Origin of the sequence: Streptomyces cavernae, from assembly GCF_004023625.1 — a bacterium.
Lineage (GTDB): Bacteria > Actinomycetota > Actinomycetes > Streptomycetales > Streptomycetaceae > Streptomyces > Streptomyces cavernae.
In genome coordinates, this window is record NZ_RPDJ01000027.1 from 134,920 (window position 1) to 152,411 (window position 17,492).

General features: G+C 70.0%; 18 protein-coding genes and 2 pseudogenes. 10 read left to right on the forward strand and 10 right to left on the reverse strand.

All coding sequences use genetic code 11. The annotated features are described in order from the left end of the window. Positions 1-104: 104 nt before the first annotated feature. Positions 105-1,535, forward strand: coding sequence for a pyruvate kinase (gene pyk, locus EF387_RS32155; RefSeq protein ID WP_128380173.1), 1,431 nt, complete (start codon positions 105-107; stop codon positions 1,533-1,535). A gap of 126 nt (positions 1,536-1,661) precedes the next feature. Here pyk and EF387_RS32160 read toward each other — a convergent pair whose 3' ends face one another. The 4 genes from EF387_RS32160 to EF387_RS32180 all read right to left on the reverse strand — a co-directional run bounded on the left by EF387_RS32160 (position 1,662) and on the right by EF387_RS32180 (position 6,017). Further along, positions 1,662-3,062, reverse strand: a complete 1,401-nt coding sequence (locus EF387_RS32160) for a hypothetical protein (RefSeq protein ID WP_128380174.1) — start codon at positions 3,060-3,062, stop codon at positions 1,662-1,664. After that, the gene (locus tag EF387_RS32165; RefSeq protein ID WP_128380175.1) at positions 3,052-3,633 is read right to left on the reverse strand and encodes a DUF6114 domain-containing protein; all 582 of its coding nucleotides are present in this window, start codon (positions 3,631-3,633) and stop codon (positions 3,052-3,054) included. Before EF387_RS32165 ends, EF387_RS32160 begins: the two co-directional genes overlap by 11 nt. 129 nt (positions 3,634-3,762) lie before the next feature. Further along, entirely contained in the window at positions 3,763-4,395 is a 633-nt protein-coding gene (locus tag EF387_RS32170) for a DUF6230 family protein (RefSeq protein ID WP_128380176.1), read from the reverse strand. A gap of 644 nt (positions 4,396-5,039) precedes the next feature. Then, positions 5,040-6,017: a tetratricopeptide repeat protein gene (locus tag EF387_RS32180; RefSeq protein WP_128380177.1), complete on the reverse strand. Its 978-nt coding sequence runs from the start codon at positions 6,015-6,017 to the stop codon at positions 5,040-5,042. A gap of 199 nt (positions 6,018-6,216) precedes the next feature. Between EF387_RS32180 and EF387_RS32185 the strand changes: the two genes are divergently transcribed. Beyond that, complete coding sequence (locus EF387_RS32185) at positions 6,217-6,834, forward strand: TetR/AcrR family transcriptional regulator (protein ID WP_128380178.1); 618 nt, start codon at positions 6,217-6,219, stop codon at positions 6,832-6,834. Between the two features lie 150 nt (positions 6,835-6,984). On the opposite strand, the gene EF387_RS32190 is transcribed toward EF387_RS32185, so the two are convergent. The 4 genes and pseudogenes from EF387_RS32190 to EF387_RS32205 form a co-directional block, all read right to left on the reverse strand. Then, entirely contained in the window at positions 6,985-8,685 is a 1,701-nt protein-coding gene (locus EF387_RS32190; RefSeq protein WP_128380179.1) for a coenzyme B12-dependent isobutyryl-CoA mutase large subunit, read from the reverse strand. Between the two features lie 104 nt (positions 8,686-8,789). Next, a complete protein-coding gene (locus tag EF387_RS32195; RefSeq protein ID WP_128380180.1) occupies positions 8,790-9,128 on the reverse strand; it encodes a DUF3817 domain-containing protein in 339 nt (112 codons plus the stop codon). Between the two features lie 69 nt (positions 9,129-9,197). Then, the gene (locus tag EF387_RS32200) at positions 9,198-9,707 is read right to left on the reverse strand and encodes a MarR family winged helix-turn-helix transcriptional regulator (protein WP_128380181.1); all 510 of its coding nucleotides are present in this window, start codon (positions 9,705-9,707) and stop codon (positions 9,198-9,200) included. A gap of 9 nt (positions 9,708-9,716) precedes the next feature. Then, a pseudogene (locus EF387_RS32205) lies at positions 9,717-11,132 on the reverse strand (MFS transporter); the annotation flags it as partial. Here EF387_RS32205 and EF387_RS32210 point away from each other — a divergent pair. The 4 genes and pseudogenes from EF387_RS32210 to EF387_RS32225 all read left to right on the forward strand — a co-directional run. Further along, positions 11,030-11,389, forward strand: a pseudogene (locus EF387_RS32210) (ArsR/SmtB family transcription factor); the annotation flags it as partial. The pseudogenes EF387_RS32205 and EF387_RS32210 overlap by 103 nt on opposite strands. Positions 11,390-11,549: 160 nt before the next feature. Beyond that, positions 11,550-12,317, forward strand: a complete 768-nt coding sequence (locus tag EF387_RS32215) for a hypothetical protein (RefSeq protein ID WP_128380249.1) — start codon at positions 11,550-11,552, stop codon at positions 12,315-12,317. After that, positions 12,314-12,994: a DUF4166 domain-containing protein gene (locus tag EF387_RS32220; RefSeq protein WP_128380182.1), complete on the forward strand. Its 681-nt coding sequence runs from the start codon at positions 12,314-12,316 to the stop codon at positions 12,992-12,994. Before EF387_RS32215 ends, EF387_RS32220 begins: the two co-directional genes overlap by 4 nt. After that, a complete protein-coding gene (locus EF387_RS32225; RefSeq protein WP_128380183.1) occupies positions 12,991-13,641 on the forward strand; it encodes a TetR/AcrR family transcriptional regulator in 651 nt (216 codons plus the stop codon). Before EF387_RS32220 ends, EF387_RS32225 begins: the two co-directional genes overlap by 4 nt. 286 nt (positions 13,642-13,927) lie before the next feature. On the opposite strand, the gene EF387_RS32230 is transcribed toward EF387_RS32225, so the two are convergent. Then, positions 13,928-14,221 carry an MTH1187 family thiamine-binding protein gene (locus tag EF387_RS32230; protein WP_128380184.1) on the reverse strand — a complete coding sequence of 98 codons (294 nt, stop codon included), beginning with the start codon at positions 14,219-14,221 and terminating at the stop codon, positions 13,928-13,930. Beyond that, the gene (locus EF387_RS32235) at positions 14,218-14,562 is read right to left on the reverse strand and encodes a DUF3817 domain-containing protein (protein WP_128380185.1); all 345 of its coding nucleotides are present in this window, start codon (positions 14,560-14,562) and stop codon (positions 14,218-14,220) included. The genes EF387_RS32230 and EF387_RS32235 overlap by 4 nt, the downstream gene beginning before the upstream one ends. A gap of 217 nt (positions 14,563-14,779) precedes the next feature. On the opposite strand from EF387_RS32235, the gene EF387_RS32240 reads away from it, so the two are divergent. The 4 genes from EF387_RS32240 (at position 14,780) to EF387_RS32255 (ending at position 17,441) form a co-directional block, all read left to right on the forward strand. Then, positions 14,780-15,418 (forward strand): AIM24 family protein, encoded by a 639-nt coding sequence (locus tag EF387_RS32240; protein WP_128380186.1) that lies wholly within the window; start codon positions 14,780-14,782, stop codon positions 15,416-15,418. Then, the gene (locus EF387_RS32245) at positions 15,418-16,068 is read left to right on the forward strand and encodes an AIM24 family protein (RefSeq protein WP_128380187.1); all 651 of its coding nucleotides are present in this window, start codon (positions 15,418-15,420) and stop codon (positions 16,066-16,068) included. The genes EF387_RS32240 and EF387_RS32245 overlap by 1 nt, the downstream gene beginning before the upstream one ends. After that, positions 16,065-16,862: an AIM24 family protein gene (locus EF387_RS32250; RefSeq protein WP_128380188.1), complete on the forward strand. Its 798-nt coding sequence runs from the start codon at positions 16,065-16,067 to the stop codon at positions 16,860-16,862. Before EF387_RS32245 ends, EF387_RS32250 begins: the two co-directional genes overlap by 4 nt. A gap of 102 nt (positions 16,863-16,964) precedes the next feature. Continuing rightward, positions 16,965-17,441 carry a MarR family winged helix-turn-helix transcriptional regulator gene (locus EF387_RS32255; RefSeq protein ID WP_128380189.1) on the forward strand — a complete coding sequence of 159 codons (477 nt, stop codon included), beginning with the start codon at positions 16,965-16,967 and terminating at the stop codon, positions 17,439-17,441. Positions 17,442-17,492 lie beyond the last annotated feature (51 nt).

Consider the following 17,492-nt stretch of genomic DNA (forward strand, 5'->3'; position numbering starts at 1 on the left):
CGGTTCCAGGACTCGGATAAACCTCAGCTGAGCGGCATCCCGCCCTTTTGTATCTTCCGCTAGACGGAATATTCCGTAGCGAAACAAACCGATAGGATCGCCCCATGCGCCGTTCCAAAATCGTCTGCACGCTGGGCCCCGCCGTCGACTCGCACGAGAAGCTCCTCGCGATGATCGAAGCCGGCATGAACGTGGCCCGCTTCAACTTCAGCCACGGCACCCACGCCGAGCACCAGGGCCGCTACGACCGGGTCCGCGCCGCCGCCAACGAGACCGGCAAGGCCATCGGCGTGCTCGCCGACCTGCAGGGCCCCAAGATCCGGCTGGCGACCTTCGCCGAGGGACCGGTCGAGCTGGAGCGCGGTGACGAGTTCGTCATCACCACCGAGGACGTCCCCGGCGACAAGCACATCTGCGGGACGACGTACAAGGGTCTGCCCGGTGACGTCTCCAAGGGCGACCCGATCCTGATCAACGACGGCAACGTCGAGCTCAAGGTGGTCGAGGTCGACGGCACCCGGGTGAAGACCATCGTCGTCGAGGGCGGCGTCATCTCCGACCACAAGGGCATCAACCTGCCCGGCGCGGCCGTCAACGTGCCCGCGCTGTCCGAGAAGGACGTCGAGGACCTCCGCTTCGCCCTCAGGATGGGCTGCGACCTGGTGGCGCTGTCCTTCGTGCGGGACGCGAACGACGTCAAGGACGTCCACAAGGTGATGGACGAGGAGGGCCGGCGGGTCCCGGTCATCGCCAAGGTGGAGAAGCCGCAGGCCGTCGCCAACATGGAGGACGTCGTGATGGCGTTCGACGGTGTGATGGTGGCCCGCGGCGACCTGGCCGTCGAGTACCCCCTCGAGCGGGTCCCGATGGTGCAGAAGCGCCTCATCGAGCTGTGCCGCCGCAACGCCAAGCCGGTGATCGTGGCGACCCAGATGATGGAGTCGATGATCACCAACTCCCGCCCGACGCGCGCCGAGGCCTCCGACGTGGCGAACGCGATCCTGGACGGCGCCGACGCGGTGATGCTGTCCGCCGAGTCGTCGGTGGGCGCGTACCCCGTCGAGACCGTGAAGACGATGTCGAAGATCGTCCAGGCCGCGGAGGAGGAACTCCTCTCCAAGGGCCTGCAGCCCCTGGTCCCCGGCAAGAAGCCCCGCACCCAGGGCGGCTCGGTGGCCCGCGCGGCCTGCGAGATCGCCGACTTCCTCGGCGGCAAGGGCCTGGTCGCCTTCACCAAGTCCGGTGACACCGCCCGCCGTCTCTCCCGCTACCGCGCGGCCCAGCCGATCCAGGCCTTCACCACCGACGAGGGCACCCGCAACCAGCTGACGCTGAGCTGGGGCGTGGACTCGCACGTCGTCCCGTTCGTGCACAGCACCGACGAGATGGTCGACCTGGTCGACCGCGAACTGCGCAAGATGGCGCGCTTCAACGAGGGCGACATCGTGGTGATGACGGCCGGCTCGCCGCCCGGGGTCCCCGGCACCACCAACATGGTGCGGGTCCACCACTTGGGCGAGACCAAGGACCACTGAGCCCGGCCCGTGTAAGCCGCTGAGGGCGCCCCCTGCGAGGCAGGGGGCGCCCTCGGCGCTTCGTTCACTACGGCAGGTGTTCGGCCAGGCGCTCCCACACCTCGCACTCGCCCTGCCGGCCCGCCCTCAGCCGGACGTGAACTGGTGCAGCCCCGGTACGTGCAGCGTGCCGCCGAACTGTCCGGCCTGGGTGACCTTCACATTGGTGAAGTAGATCAGCGGGATGTTCAGCGGCGGGGGATGCTCCGGGCTGAAGGTGACGGGGATCAGGCCGAACAGGTTGCCCGAGATCTTCTCGGTGTACATGACCGTGTCGCCGTCGGTGATCGTGGACGTCGAGCCCTTGGCCGCCTGCACGTGGTGGGTCTTGCCGGACATCGGGTCCTTGACCGTCTGGTGCAGGTCACCGATGTCGGTGCCGCCGGAGATCACGAACTTCAGTGCCTCCTTGACCGTGCCGTTGGCGGTCTTCACCTTGACGACGCCCTTGTAGTCGGCGCCCTTCAGCAGCAGTGAGCTGGCGTCCAGGTACCAGGGGTCGTCCGGCAGGGCGACGATCTTCTCGACGCCGCCCTCCTCGTCCGTGGCGGCCGGGCAGTCGTCCGGGTCGATCCCGGCGCTCTCGGAAGGGCTGGGGGACGCGGACGTGGACGCGCTCGGGGAGGGAGTGGCCTCGGCTTCCTCCTCCGCTTCCTCCGCCGCCGCCGAAGCGGCCTTGTCCGGCTCGTTCTCGATGGACTTCTGGGGCTCGTCCGCGGCGTCCTTCGCCGTGTCCTTGGCGTCCTCGGCCGTGTCCTCGGCGTCCTCGGCCTTCTCGGCGGCTTCCTCGGCCGCGGAGGCGGACGGCGAGGGCGTGGGGGACGCGCTCGCGGTCTCGCTGTCTCCGGGCGTGAAGGCGTCCTCGATCGCCTTGCCGAGTTCCTCGAGCCCCTTGCCTATGTCCTCGAGGACGTTGCCGCTGCCCTCGGCCGGCGCGGGGTTGGCCTCGGCCGTCGGTTCGCTCGCGGCCGATGACCCCTGGGTCGCCGACGGCGCGGGCTCGGTCTTGTCCTCGGAGGAGCCGGAGTCGTCCGCGGCGTCCGAACCCGAACCGGAGTCCGCGCCACTGCTCGCGGACGGCGCGGGCTCCGTCGGGGTGTCCGGGGAATCCGCCGCGTCCTCGTCCTTGTCCTTGTCCTTGTCGGAGTCCTTGGAGTCCTCGGACGCGGACTCGCTCGCCGAGGCGGAGGGCGAGGGCGTGGCCGACGCGTCCTTGCCGTCCTCGGTGCCGTCCAGGGCCTCGACGCAGTCCTGGTACTCGTCGATGGACAGGCTCGGCGACGACGACGGCTTGTCGTCGGCACGGGCCAGCGTGGAGAAGCCCATCCCCATGATGATCGCCGTCGGCATGGAGGCGATGGCCATCGCCTTGCCCGCCGGCATATGGATCCTGGTGAACAGCGGCTTCTTCGGAGCCGCGTGCCGCGGTCCGGTTCTCGCACGGGGCTGCTGCGCCTCCGCCCCGTGGATCGCCTCGTCAGCCGGCACTGGTCCTCCCGTTCGCGCCGTTCGCGCCGTTCAGCGGGCCGGCTCCTGACAGATCGTTCGGCCGCTTCGCCATGTCCACGACAGGCAGTGCCTCTGTGTCCGCGGAAGGCGGGGTCGCGCTCTGCGGCGCGTCACCGACGGCGGGCCCCGCCTCGGTGGGAGCGTCCGCAGGGGGCACACCGGGCGCCCACGACACGGCCATCGCTCCGCCCACGAGGGCGAACAGGAAGCCGATGAGGAAGCCACCGATATTGGAGACGGGGAGGGAGACCAGCCCCAGCAGGATCGCGGCGACACCGGCGAAGACACGGACGTGCTTCTGGAACCACAGGCTCACACCGAGCACGACCAGCAGTACACCGATGATCAGGGAACCAGCCCCCGCGGTGGTCGCCATCGTGAGGGTCAGGTGGCCGAGCTGGAGGTTCGCGTACGGAAAGTACCCGATGGGGAACCCGGAGAGCAGGACGAACAGGCCCGCCCAGAACGGCCGGGTGCCCCTCCATGCGCGGAAGTTCCGCCGAAAGACTCGGAGATAGTGCTCACTCTGAGCGGGTGACTCGGCGCTCATGGACAACGGCTCCCTGGAACGGCTTTGCGGTAAGTACGGCTTGCTGTGAGTGGGGGGTTCACGGCGAGACGAAGAAGAAGGGGGTGCCGGGCGGACCGACAGCGGTCGGCCCACCCGGCACGGATGTGCTTAGTAGCACTCCTTGACGCCGGTCGACAGCTTCATCTTCAGATTGCTGAGCTTGAAGGTTCCGGCGGTGGTGGCCCACGCCGTCTGCTTCACGTCGGTCAGCGTGGCCACCTCGGCCTGCTGGCCGAACCCGAACGGGTTGGACTGCTCGCCGCCGCCCTTCATGCCCGGACCCTTCAGGTCCTTGGCGGCGACGCCGATGTCGATGTTCTCGAACGTGGCGTTGGCGCTGAGATCCTCGACGTCGATGTAGAGGTTCTTGGCCTCGACCGGAGTGCCGCCGGTGCCGGCGGTCAGCATCAGGCTGACGTTGCCGAGCACCGGGATGCCCGGCGTGACGACGGACTGGCACATGTTCGTGATCTTCGCGGTCTCGAACGCGGAGACCGCGACGGGGTGAACCGCCTTCTCGCCCTTGAGGGTGTAACCCTGGTCAAGCGCGCCGTACTGTGCGAAGCCCGTACCGTCGAGCCTGTCGGCAGTCACCTTGAAAGACTGACCGGAAACGCTGAACGACGCGGCCAGAGCGCCCTGCGCGAGGGCGACACCTATCGCAGCCGTGGCGGCGACGCTGGGCACCATGACCACAGCGAACCGCTTCCATCTGGTCCCGCCACGCACCTGGGACTCCATATTTCCTCCTTCTCGGACGTACATCGCCTGCCCCCGACTGGTCGTCGCTGCGGCTCAGCCGGGCAGGGATGGGAGAAGTGCTACGTCCTCGGGAAGGAGAGCGCCCGTACTCGTCAGGCGCCAACCGCGCCCGAATCACCGGCGATCACCCCCGAGCGACAACCACTGGTCGCGCCTGAACACTTCACGCACAACCTCCGGACAGGCTCCACCGGACCGGTGGAGACCCCCCTGTCCAGGGCCGGCGCCACTGCCGCCGGCCCTGCTCGGTGGGGACCCAGAAAACCCGTTGACCCCGATTGGCTGTCGGGGTGGGGGAATGGACCGAGCGTGGCCGATCGTGGTGCATTCTCGCCGCCCGCACAAGGGGGATCGTTACTCGCGGGTAACGGCCGGATAACCGCGCAACGACCCCTCGGCATCGACCGGCAACGCTCGGTGTTACTCACCGGGTTGACAGAACGGGAAATGAGCGGACAGAAACCGACAGAACAGCGCCCCCGACTTACCCGCAGTAACCGCAGCCGCGATTACCAAGATTTGGTAAAGCGCGGCCACGGTGTCGCTCTGTCGCCAAATCTTTCACTCGGGCACCACAGGCCCTGGTGTTTAGCGACAGGTCAGGCCGCGGACCCGACGAAGTGTCAGAACAGCGCCCGCGCCAGAGCTCTGCGTGCCTGCGTCACCCTCAGGTCGTCGGCGCCGACCACGTCGAACAGCTCAAGCAGCCTTACCCGTACGGCATCCCGGTCATCCCCGGTGGTGCGCCGCACCGTGTCGACAAGGCGGCCGAAGGCGTCCTCGACATGTCCTCCGACCAGATCCAGGTCGGCCGCCGCGATCTGCGCCTGCGCGTCGCCCGGCTTCTCGGCGGCCTCCTTGCGCACCTGCTGCGGGTCCATGTCCTGCACCCGGCGCAGCAACTCGGCCTGTGCGAGGCCGAGTTGGGCCTCGGTGTTGCCCGGGTCGTCGGTCAGCACGTTCTTGTAGGCCTGGATGGCACCGCCCAAGTCGCCCGCGTCCAGGGCCTCGACGGCCGCCTCGAGGAGCGCGTCGTAAGGACCGGCGGGAACCTGGGGCGCAGGGGCCTCGCCCGCACCCGGTTCGGCGTCCGGGTCGACCGTCAGGCCCGTCAGACCGAAGCGCTGCTCGGCGACCTGCACCAACTGGTCCAGGGTGGCGCGGATCTGCGCCTCCGGGGCGGCACCCTGGAAGAGGGGCAGCGCCTGCCCGGCGACGACGGCGAACACGGCCGGGATCCCCTGGACGCCGAACTGCTGCATCAGCATCTGGTTGGCGTCGACGTCGATCTTGGCGAGGACGAACTTGCCGTTGTACTCGACGGCGAGCCGCTCCAGAATCGGGCTCAGCTGCTTGCAGGGCTGGCACCACTCGGCCCAGAAGTCGATGACCACCGGGACCTCGGTGGACCGCTGCAGGACCTCTCGTTCAAAACCCGCCTCGTCGACATCGATGACCAGGCTCGACGGGGACACGGCCCCGCCTCCGCCCTGCCGTGCCGCTTCGGCGCGCGCCTGCTCCGCCTTTGCCTTGGCCTCCTGGGCCGCCTTCACCGCGGCGAGGTCGACGACTCCGCTCATGGACATGTTCCGTGGCTGCATGAGTACATCCTCCCCCTTCCTCGCGCACCTGTGAAAAGCGCTGTGAAAGCGGGAGTCGCCCGGCCCCGCTTTCGATACGACCCGTAGCGTAACTGGCTCCCGACGGTACGGGGAACAGGGCCTCGGTGATCTTCCTCACCGGCCTCGGCGGGCGTTCCGCAGGGGCGAACACGAGCCATGGCCGGATAGGGTCACCGGCATGCAGAGCCGCACGCCCGCCGCCCGCACCGGACGGCCGCGCAGTGCCGCCGCGGACGCCGCGATCCTTGCGGCGACCCGTGCGGCACTGGTCGAACTGGGCTGGTCCAAGTTGACGTTGGGGGACGTGGCGACCCGCGCCGGAGTCGCCAAGACGACGCTCTACCGGCGCTGGGCGGGCAAGAACGAACTCGTCGTGGACGCGGTGGCGGTCCTCTTCGACGAGCTTCGGCTGCCCGACAGCGGCAGCCTCGCCGACGACATCGAGGGCGTGGTGCTCCAGTTCGCGACGATCCTGGCGCGCCCGGAGGCGAGGAGCGGGCTGATGGCCGTGGTGGCCGAGTCCACGCGCGACGACGCGCTGCGTGAGCGCATCCGCGTCTCGATCGTGGACCGCCAGAAGCGCCTGGTCCTGGAGGGCCGCTCCCGCGCCCAGGCCCGCGGCGAACTCCCCCAGGAGTCGGACCCCTCCTCGGCGTCCCGCACCGCGGACCTGATCTTCGACGTGGTGGCGGGGGCGGTGGTCCATCGCACGCTGGTGAGCGGGGAGGCGGTGGACACGGAGTGGGCTCGCCGCCTTGCGCGGGTGCTGCTGTCCGGGCTGGGGAGCACTGTCTGAGGGGTTTCCCGGATCCGGGGCGGAGGCCCCGGATCCGGGACGGGTAGGGGCGGAGGGACAAGAGGGCCGAGAGGACAGGGCGGAGAGGGCAGAGCGGGCGGAGAGCGCGAGAGGGCGGAGAGAACCGGTTCGGCGAACCCCACGGCCGCCTCAGAACCCCGGCGGCTCCGTGTACACCCCCCACTCCTCCCGGAGGACGTCGCAGATCTCCCCCAGCGTCGCCTCCGCGCGCACCGCGTCCAGCATGGGCTCGATCATGTTGGCCCCGGACCGGGCGGCCGTCAGCATGGCGTCCAGGGAAGCGCGGACCCGGGCGTCGTCCCGCGCGGCCTTGCGGGCCGCCAGCACCCGCACCTGCTCCCGCTCCACCTCATGACTCACCCGGAGGATCTCCAGATCCCCGGTGACGGAGCCGGTGTGGACGTTGACGCCCACCACCTTCTTGTCACCCTTCTCCAGGGCCCGCTGGTACTGGAACGCCGACTCGGCGATCTCCCCGGTGAACCAGCCGTCCTCGATGCCCCGCAGGATCCCGGACGTGATCGGGCCGATCGGGTGCTGCCCGTCGGGGTGCGCCCTGAGGCCCCGCTCCTTGATCCGGTCGAAGATCTTCTCCGCGTCGGCCTCGATGCGGTCCGTGAGCTGCTCCACGTACCAGGAACCGCCCAGCGGGTCCGCCACATTGGCGACGCCGGTCTCCTCCATGAGGACCTGCTGCGTGCGCAGCGCGATCTCCGCGGCCTGCTCGGAGGGCAGTGCCAGCGTCTCGTCCAGGGCGTTGGTGTGCAGGGAGTTGGTGCCGCCGAGCACCGCCGCGAGCGCCTCCACCGCCGTGCGTACCACGTTGTTGTACGGCTGCTGCGCGGTCAGCGAGACCCCTGCCGTCTGGGTGTGGAAGCGCAGCCACTGGGCCTTCTCCGACGTCGCGCCGTACACGTCCCGCATCCAGCGCGCCCAGATGCGGCGGGCCGCGCGGAACTTGGCGATCTCCTCGAAGAAATCGACGTGCGCGTCGAAGAAGAACGACAGACCGGGGGCGAAGACGTCCACGTCCAGGCCCCGGGACAGGCCCAGTTCCACGTACCCGAACCCGTCCGCCAGCGTGTAGGCGAGCTCCTGCGCGGCCGTCGCCCCGGCCTCCCGGATGTGGTAGCCGGAGACCGACAGCGGCTTGTAGGCGGGGATGCCGGCCGCGCAGTGCTCCATCAGGTCGCCGATCAGGCGCAGATGGGGCTCGGGCTGGAAGAGCCACTCCTTCTGCGCGATGTACTCCTTGAAGATGTCCGTCTGCAGCGTGCCGTTGAGGACGGAGGGGTCCACGCCCGACCGTTCGGCCGCCACCAGGTACATGCAGAAGACCGGAACGGCCGGTCCGCTGATGGTCATGGACGTCGTGACGTCACCCAGCGGGATGTCCTTGAACAGGACCTCCATGTCCGCCGCCGAGTCGATCGCCACCCCGCAGTGCCCCACCTCGCCGAGCGAGCGCGGGTCGTCGGAGTCACGGCCCATGAGCGTCGGCATGTCGAAGGCGACGCTCAGGCCTCCGCCGCCGGCGGCCAGGATCATCTTGTAGCGCTCGTTGGTCTGCTCTGCGTTGCCGAAGCCGGCGAACTGCCGGATGGTCCACGTCCGTCCCCGGTAGCCGGTGGCGTACAGCCCTCTGGTGAAGGGGTACTCCCCCGGCCAGCCGATGCGCTCGAAGCCCTCGTAGGTGTCCCCGGCCCGCGGACCGTACACCGGCTCCACGGCGTCGCCGGAGAGCGTGGTGAAGTCCGCGTCGCGCTTGCGCGAAGCGTCGTAGCGGGCCTGCCAGCGACGGCGGCCCTCCTGGATGGCGTCAGCGTCCATACCATCGAATTTACTAGGACGTCCAAGTAAATGTCGACGCGAGACCGCCGCACGTTCGCGTGCGGCGGTGGTGTTTCCCGTCCGGGGGTGCTGCCGCGCCGGTGTCAGGCCTTGGCCACGGCGGGAGCGTCGTCGGCCACCTTGGCCTCGAGCTCCCGGCTGATCCTGCGCTCCACGATGAAGGCGGCGGTCGGGATGGTCCCGGCCAGGAGCACCCACAGCTGCTTGCCGACCGGCCACTTCGCCTTGGAGCCGAGGTCGAACGCGAAGACCAGGTAGAGCACGTACAGCCAGCCGTGCGCGATGCCCACGATCCGGGTGAAGTCGGCGGCACCGTTGATGTCGAGGATGTACTTGGCGATGACGCCGAGGGTGAGGAGGACCAGGAGCACGCCGGTGACGTAGGCCATCACGCGGTAGCGGGTCAGCACGCTCTTTTTCATGGGTCCGAGCGTAACCGCCGGATTCCCGCTCCCTTCGGGCGACCCCGGACGGCCTACCGCTCCGCCCGCCTACTCCTCCACGAAGTCCCGCGCCGCGATCCGCAGCGGCCGCAGCATCGCGAAGATCTCCGCGCATTCCTCCGCGTCGTACACACCGAGCCCGAAGTCCATCGCCATCAGGTCACGGGTGGCGGCGTCCACCACCTCGCGGCCCTTCTCGGTGATGGTGGCGAGCGTGCCGCGTCCGTCGTTGGGGTTGGGACGCTTGGCGACCAGACCCGACTTGACCAGGCGGTCCACGGTGTTGGTCACCGACGTCGGGTGGACCATCAAACGCTCGCCGATCTTCGACATGGGCAGCTCGCCTGCCTTGGAGAAGGTGAGCAGCACCAGCGCCTCGTAACGCGCGAAGGTCAGGCCGTACGGCTTGACGACCGCGTCGACCTCCGCCAGGAGGATCTGTTGCGCGCGCATGATCGAGGTGATGGCGACCATGGACGGCACGGACCCCCAGCGCTGCTTCCACAGTTCGTCGGCGCGGGCGATGGGATCGAAGGCAAGACTGAGCGGCTTCGGCACGCCTCGACCTTACCGGCCGGTCACATGGTGGTCAGCCCCGTCTCGCTGTTCGATCACGCGAGCCTTTTCGGACAGCGGGCGCATGGCTTCGGACAGCAGGCGCAGGGCCTCGCGCTGCGTGCGCCGCGCACGCAGCGCGAGCAGGACGCAGCACACCGTGCCGACGGCTCCCGCGCCCACCACGGTCTCGGTGACCCCGGCGAACTCCGCCACGACCCCCGCGAGGGCCATGCCCACCCCCTGGAAGGTCATCAGTCCGGCCGTGTTGAGCGTCATCGCCCGTCCGCGCAGTTCCTCGGGAACGGCCCGCACGAACCACTGGTCGAGCCCCAGTGTGTAGGCGGCCCCGGCCCCGGAGAGCGCCAGCAGGAGCAGCGTCCAGCCGAGGCCGGGGCGCAGGGCGTAACCGAGGTACGGCAGCAGGGTCAGACAGACGAGCGGGAGGGCGACGCGGCCGCGGGTCGCGGGCCGCAGCAGGGAGCCCGCGCACAGTTCACCCGCGATGGCCCCGACGGGCAGCGCGCACATCAGCAGGCCGAGCCCGGCCGGCCCGGTGCCGAGTTCGTCGGCGTAGGGGGCGGCGAGGGCCTCGGGGACGACGGAGAACATGGGCGGCACCCAGAACAGCAGGAGCAGCACCCGCGTCCTGCGGTCGCCCAGCACCTGCCGGGCGCCCCGCAGCGAGTCCGCGACGAGGGTGCCGCCCGCGCCGGCCCGGGCGGGCCGGCGGCGGGTGCCGAACCGCAGCAGCGCCGCCGAGGCCAGGAAGGTTCCCACGGTGACGAGCAGCGCGTGGCGCGGCGACACCACGGTGAGCAGCACCCCGCCGCAGGCGTAGCCGACGAGGAGCGCGCTCTGCGAGACGATCCGCAGGAGGGACCGGCCGAGCACGAACAGGTCCCCCTCGCCGAGGACGTCCGCGAGGGTCGCCGTGCGCGTGCCCTGGAACACGGGCGAGACCACCGCGACCGCGCACCGCAGGGCGAGCAGTGCGGCGACGGGCACGCCGGGCAGCGCCATCGGTGCCACGCACAGGGCGCACAGCAGGTCACAGACCACGAGGACCCGCCGCGCCGGAAAGCGGTCGGCCACGCCCGCGAGCAGGGTCCCGCCGATCAGGTAAGGCAGGAAACCCAGCGCGAACGCGAGCGCGCTCAGCAGCGGCGAACCGGTCAGGTCGTAGACGAGCACCGCGAGGGCGATCTCGCTGACGACGACGCCGAGGAGGGAGAGGGCGTGGGCCGCGAAGACGTGGCGGAACTCGGGGACTCGGAAGAGGGCGGTGTAGCCGGGCGGCCGGGGCGTTCCGGTCGAGGGGGTGCGTCTTCTCCTGGCCGGACGTGGTGAGCGGGTTCGAGCCCCCGTGGCAGCCGACGCTGGTGTATCCGGCGCGGGGCATCGGCGGACTGTGGAGCGGGCCGGGGGACCGTACGCCGGAGGCGCTCGTACGGCTCCTCGGGCGCGGCCGCGCCGCCGTCCTCACGGCCCTGGACGAGCCGGCGTCGACGACGGCACTGTCCCACCGCCTCTCCCTGGCCCAGTCATCGGTCTCCCACCACCTGGCGGCCCTCCACGACGCGGGGCTGCTCACCCGCCGCCGGTACGGGCACCAGGTCCTGTACGAGCGGACACCGCTGGGCATCGCGCTCGCGTCGGGCGGCGACGCCCTAAGTCCCGGCTGACATCGCCCGAGTCGCGACCGACGCGTCCGTCCTGCTGCCCTGCCCCACCCTCCCCGGGCAGGGATTGAGCGATCGCTCAAAACCGGGTAACTTCCTTCCCAGCGATTTGAGCAGTCGCTCAAAACGGGAGGTCACGGTGAAGTCGAGGAGTCCGACGAGCGTGTATGTGGAGACCCGGATCAGGGGCACCGGCCTGGAGGAGCTGTGGGCCCGCACCCAGGAGCCGGCCCAGCACCAGCGCTGGGACGTGCGGTTCACCGAGATCGACCACCTCCCGCGCGCGGAGGGCGAACCCGCGGGCGCGGAGGGCGAACCGCGGAAGTTCAGGTACGCCACCCGCGTGCTGCCGTTCCTGACGGTCGCCGGTACGGGGGTCTCGGCGGGCGAGCGGGAGAGACCGGACGGCACCCGCACCTCGGCCCTGCGCTTCACATCCCCGCACCCCCTGTCGCTGCTCGCCGAGGGCAGCGGCTACTGGCGCTACGTGCCGGACGGCGACGGGGTCCGCTTCCTCACCGGGTACGACTACCGCCCGCGCTGGGGCCGCTGCGGCGTGGTCGCCGACCGGCTGCTCTTCCGTCCGCTGATGGGCTGGGCCACGGCCTGGTCCTTCGACCGGCTGCGGATCTGGCTGGAACACGGGATCACTCCGGAGCGCGCGCGGCTCAACTGGCTCGTGGAGCTGCTGATGCGGGGCGCGGTGATCGCCGTGGCCTGCTCCGGTGTGGTCTGGGTGGGGCACCTCCCCGCCGCGGGCCCGTCGGCCTCGTTCCTCTCCTACTGGATGCCGGTGCTCACGGTGCTCACGGTGCTGGTGGCCCTGCTGGCCCCGCCGCGGTCCGGCACACCCGCCGCGCGCCGCTGCCGGCGCACGACCCCGTCCCGCGCACGGGCCCCGCGCGTTCTCCGCACCTTGGAGCAGTCATGACATCGATCTTCCGGACGGCCATGGGGCGGGACTTCGGGCGTCTGCACCCCGAGCTGCGGCGCAGGTTCTCCGTCGGCCTGGCGAGCGGGGAGGCGTGCACCGGCCGCGGTGTGATGGACCGTGTGTGGCACGGCCGTGGTTTCGTGAGGCCGTTCCTGGCGCTCGGCGCGACACGCCACATCCTTCTCCCACGTGCCGGCCGTGACATCCCCTTCACCATCGAGAACGTGCCGTACGAGGACTCGTACGGCCGTGAGACGGTGAGCTTCGTGCGCACCTTCGACTTCCCCGGCCGCTCGTACCGGTTCGATGCCCAGATGGTGCTCGATCCGCGGGGCGACCGCGTCCTCGACTACCTGGGCACCCACCAGCACCTCGCCAGCGATCTTCACTTCCGGGCGGAACCCGACGGCTCGTTGCTCATCCGTTCCGGTGAACACCGGTTCCGGGAGGGGCCCGTGGACGTCCGGGTGCCGGAGCTGGTGGGCGGTGAGGCGGAGGTGCGGGAGTCCTTCGACGACGCGCACGGCTGCTTCCGGGTACGGGTGCGGGTGGTGAACCGGCGCTTCGGGCCGCTCTTCGGGTACGAGGGGTCGTTCACGGCCTCGTACGAGGACGCGCGGGAGCGCGGCGTGCGAGCCGGTCTGCGCCCGGTCCGCGAAGAGGCACGCGCATGAGCCCGGACACCGCGAAGGCGCAGGAGACCAAGGTCAAACTGCTGGAAGGGGCGCTGCGGACGCTCACCGAGCACGGGATCGCCAAGACGTCGGCACGCACGGTGGCGGCGTCGGCCGGGGTCAACCAGGCGCTGGTCTTCTACCACTTCGGCTCGGTCGACGAACTCCTCGCGGCGGCCTGCCGGCACGGGGCCGAACAGCGTGTCGCCCGCTACCGGGACCGGCTGGCGGCGATCGGGAGCCTCACCGAGCTGCTCGACTTCGGGCGGGAGATGCACCAGGAGGAGCGGGCGGCGGGACACGTGGCCGTGCTGGGCCAGTTGCTGGCCGGCGCCCAGACGCACCCGGCCCTGGCCCCCGCCACGGCGGCGGGCCTGGACCTCTGGATCGCCGAGATAGAAACGGTCCTGCGCCGGGTCCTCGGGCCCACACCGTTCGCGGACCTCACCGATCCCGCCGGACTGGCCCGAGCGGTGGCCGCGTCGTTCGTGGGCATCGAGTTGTACGAGGGCGTGGACCCGGCGGGCGCCACGGCCGCGCTGGACGCCCTGGAACAGCTGGGCGCGCTCCTCGCGGCCCTGGAGGACCTGGGGCCGGTGGCTCAGCGGGCGGTTCGGCATCGCCTGCGGCGGGCGGTGCGGGGGTAGTGCGGGGGCAGTGCGGGGGTAGTGCGGGGGTAGAGGGACCGCGCCGACGGGAAATCCTGGCGGGTCGTGGCGGGTTGCGCGCCCCGTCAGGGGCGCGGGGAACTGCGCGACCAGCCACACACATCCCGCAGACGCCACCCGAGGGGCAAGGGGCAGGCGCGCTGGCGGGGTGGAAGGGGCGACAGCCCCTGAAGGACGGGATGGGACGGGACGGGACGGGACGGGAAGGGTAGGGGCAGCGGGGGCGAAACCCCGAGGCGCGCACCCCCACCGGCACCCGCGAGCCTCACGACGAAAGGTGCCGCTCCACCGTCTCCACCTTGGACGTGAGCCCGTCCGTCACCCCGGGCCGGATGTCTGCCTTGAGGACGAGGGAGACCCGGGGAGCGCGCTCCTCCACGGCGGCGACCGCGCGCTTGACCACGTCCATCACCTCGTCCCACTCCCCCTCGACCGAGGTGAACATCGCGTCCGTGCGGTTCGGCAGCCCGGACTCACGGACGACACGTACGGCAGCGGCGACGTACTCCCCGACGTCCTCACCGACCCCGAGCGGGGTCACGGAAAAGGCGACGATCATGCGCTCACGACCCCTTCCTTACGGGCGCGGGAGGCGATCACCGCGTCCTCGGACTCGCGCCGCAGCTTGCGGTCGGCGAAGAAGCCGCCGGCCGGCAGGACGGAGAGGACGAAGTAGAGCGCCGCGGTCTTCAGCGACCACTTCGCCCGGTTCCAGGCGTCCGCCCAGAAGATCACGTACAGGATGAACAGGAAGCCGTGGACCGCGCCCATCACGGGCACCGCGTTGAAGTCCGTGGTCCGCTTCAGCACCGAGCAGACGAGCAGGAGCAGGAAGGACACGGCCTCGGGGGTGGAGACCAGGCGGAGGCGGCGGAGGGCGGAGGCGGTCTTGATGTCCACGGGTCACCTTCGGTGGGAGGGGCTGTGGTTGCCGTTCTGTGCGCCGGACGCACGCAGGGCACCCTCAGGCGCCTTGTGAATGCGCGCACAAGCGCTCTCCCATTGTGGCATCACGCTCGCCCCGGGCCGCCTCAGGGTCGGGCCCTCGCCGATCTCGGGGTCCGGATCATCCCGGAGTATCTGTTCTAGGACGGCTTCCGACCGCTAACGTCACCGCGTGGCAACCTTCCGACTCCAGGGCAGCAAAGTGCTGGCCGTAGACATGGCCGGCGACGCCGTGAAGGCGAAGAACGGCTCGATGGTCGCGTACGACGGACAGATGGACTTCAAGAAACTCAGCGGTGGCGGGGAGGGCCTGCGCGGCATGGTCACGCGCCGGCTCACCGGTGAGCAGATGACGCTGATGGAGGTGAAGGGACACGGGACCTGCTGGTTCGCCGACCGGGCGAGCGAGATCAACCTCGTGGCCCTCCAGGGCGACAAGCTGTATGTGGAGTCCAGCAACCTCCTCGCGACGGACTCCGGACTGCGCACGGGCACGTCCTTCACGGGGCTGCGCGGCGCATCGCAGGGAAACGGGCTGTTCACGACGACGATCGAGGGGCACGGCCAGGCGGCGATCATGTCCGACGGTCCGGCCGTGGTGCTCCGGGTGAGCGCGCAGTACCCGCTGACCGTCGACCCGGGGGCGTACATCGCCCACCAGGGCAATGTGCGGCAGTCCTTCCAGTCCGGTGTGACGTTCCGGACGTTCATGGGCGAGGGCGGCGGCGAGGCGTTCCAGATCCGCTTCGAGGGCGACGGACTCGTCTATGTGCAGCCCAGCGAGCGCAACACGATCGCGGGGGATGTCTGATGCCGTTCCGTGAGATCAACTCGAAGATGATCGAGGCGACGGTCATGCCCGGGCAGCGGCTGTTCAGCCAGCGCGGAGCGATGCTCGCCTACAAGGGTGACGTCTCCTTCACCCCGAACATCCAGGGCGGCCAGGGCGGGCTGATGTCCATGATCGGTCGCCGGGTCGCGAACGAGGCCACCCCGTTGATGACCGTGGAGGGCAGCGGCACCGTGCTCTTCGGTCACGGCGGCCACCACATCCAGGTGATCGGCCTCACCGGGGACACCCTCTACGTGGAGGCGGACCGGCTGCTGGCCTTCGACGGCACGCTCCAGCAGGGCACGATGTTCATGGGCGCCCAGGGCGGGGTCATGGGCATGGTCCGGGGGCAGGTCTCCGGGCAGGGGCTGTTCACCACCACACTCCAGGGGCACGGCTCGGTCGCCGTGATGGCGCACGGCGGGGTCATCGAGGTGCCGATCACCCCGCAGCGCCCGGTGCACGTCGACCCGCAGGCGTACGTGGCGCACCACGGTGACGTACGCAACAAGCTGTCCACGGCGCTGGGCTGGCGGGACATGGTCGGGCGCGGCTCGGGCGAGGCGTTCCAGCTGGAGCTGAGCGGCAGTGGTGCGGTGTACGTCCAGGCATCGGAGGAGAAGCTTTGAGCGCTTACGGGGCCCCGGGCCCGGTGGTCCACGACCCCATGACCCTGCCGTCCGACGACAACGTCAACAATTACACCTTCTGTGTGGAGCTCAAGGGGAGCGAGTGGTTCCTGCAGAAGGGCAAGATGATCGCCTACTACGGCTCGATGGAGTTCAACGGCATCGGGCAGGGGCGGCTGGACCGGTTGGTGCGGACGAGTTTCCATTCGCCTCTGCACGCTAGCGACTGGGTGGTGGCCTCCGGCTCGGGCAAGATGCTCCTCGCCGACCGGGCCTTCGACGTGAATTCGTATGACCTGGACGAGGGCAACCTGACCATTCGCTCCGGCAATCTGCTCGCTTTTCAGCCAAGTCTCGCACTCAAGCAGTCGATCGTCCCGGGCTTTCTGACGCTGATCGGCACGGGCAAGTTCGTGGCCGCGTCGAACGGCCCGGTGGTGTTCATGGAACCGCCCATCCGGGTCGACCCGCAGGCCCTGGTGGGCTGGGCGGACTGCCCCTCGCCGTGCCACCACTACGACCACGCCTATATGACCGGCGTCATGGGCGGTCTACGTGCGCTGACGGGCATCGGCGGGGCCTCCGGCGAGGAGCACCAGTTCGAGTTCGTCGGGGCCGGCACGGTGCTGCTGCAGTCGTCCGAGACGCTGATGGCGGAGCAGGCCACGGGGGTGGTTCCGCACGAACCGGGAGTGCCCGGCGGCCAGGGGGTACCCGGCTCGCACGGGCAACAGCCCGGCGTACCACGCCTTCCCGGACAGCTCGGGGACCTCCAGCGCCGCTTCGGGCTGTGAACGGTAGTCTGCGGAGGGTGACGTCGAACGCGTGCGCGCAGTCACCGGCAGGACCGCCAGTTCACCTAGTCCGCCTTTCAACCTCTTAGGTAGAATTAATTCATGGAGACCGAGACGGCCACGCGCTGGCTGACCGATGCGGAGCAGTGCGCCTGGCGCACCCACCTGGAGGTCAACAGGCTGTTGACCTACCAGCTGGAAAAGGATCTGCAGCCGTTCGGCCTGACGATGAACGACTACGAGATCCTGGTGAACCTCTCGGAGGCCGAGGGCGTGCGGATGCGGATGAGCGACCTCGCCTCCGCCACCCTCCAGTCCAAGAGCCGGCTCTCGCACCAGATCACCCGCATGGAGAACGCGGACCTGGTCCGCCGGGAGAACTGCGAGTCGGACCGCCGGGGTCTGTACGCCGTGCTGACGGAGCACGGCCGGGAGACCATGCGGCGGGTCGCACCGCACCACGTGGCGTCGGTGCGGCGCCACTTCATGGACCTGCTGTCCCCGGAGGCCATGGAGGAACTGCACAAGTCGCTGTCACCGATCGCCGAACACCTGCGCACACAGCGGGGCAGGCCCTAGCTAGTGCCCCGACAGGCAACGTTCGCCCCGTCGCGACGCCCGGCACGCTCC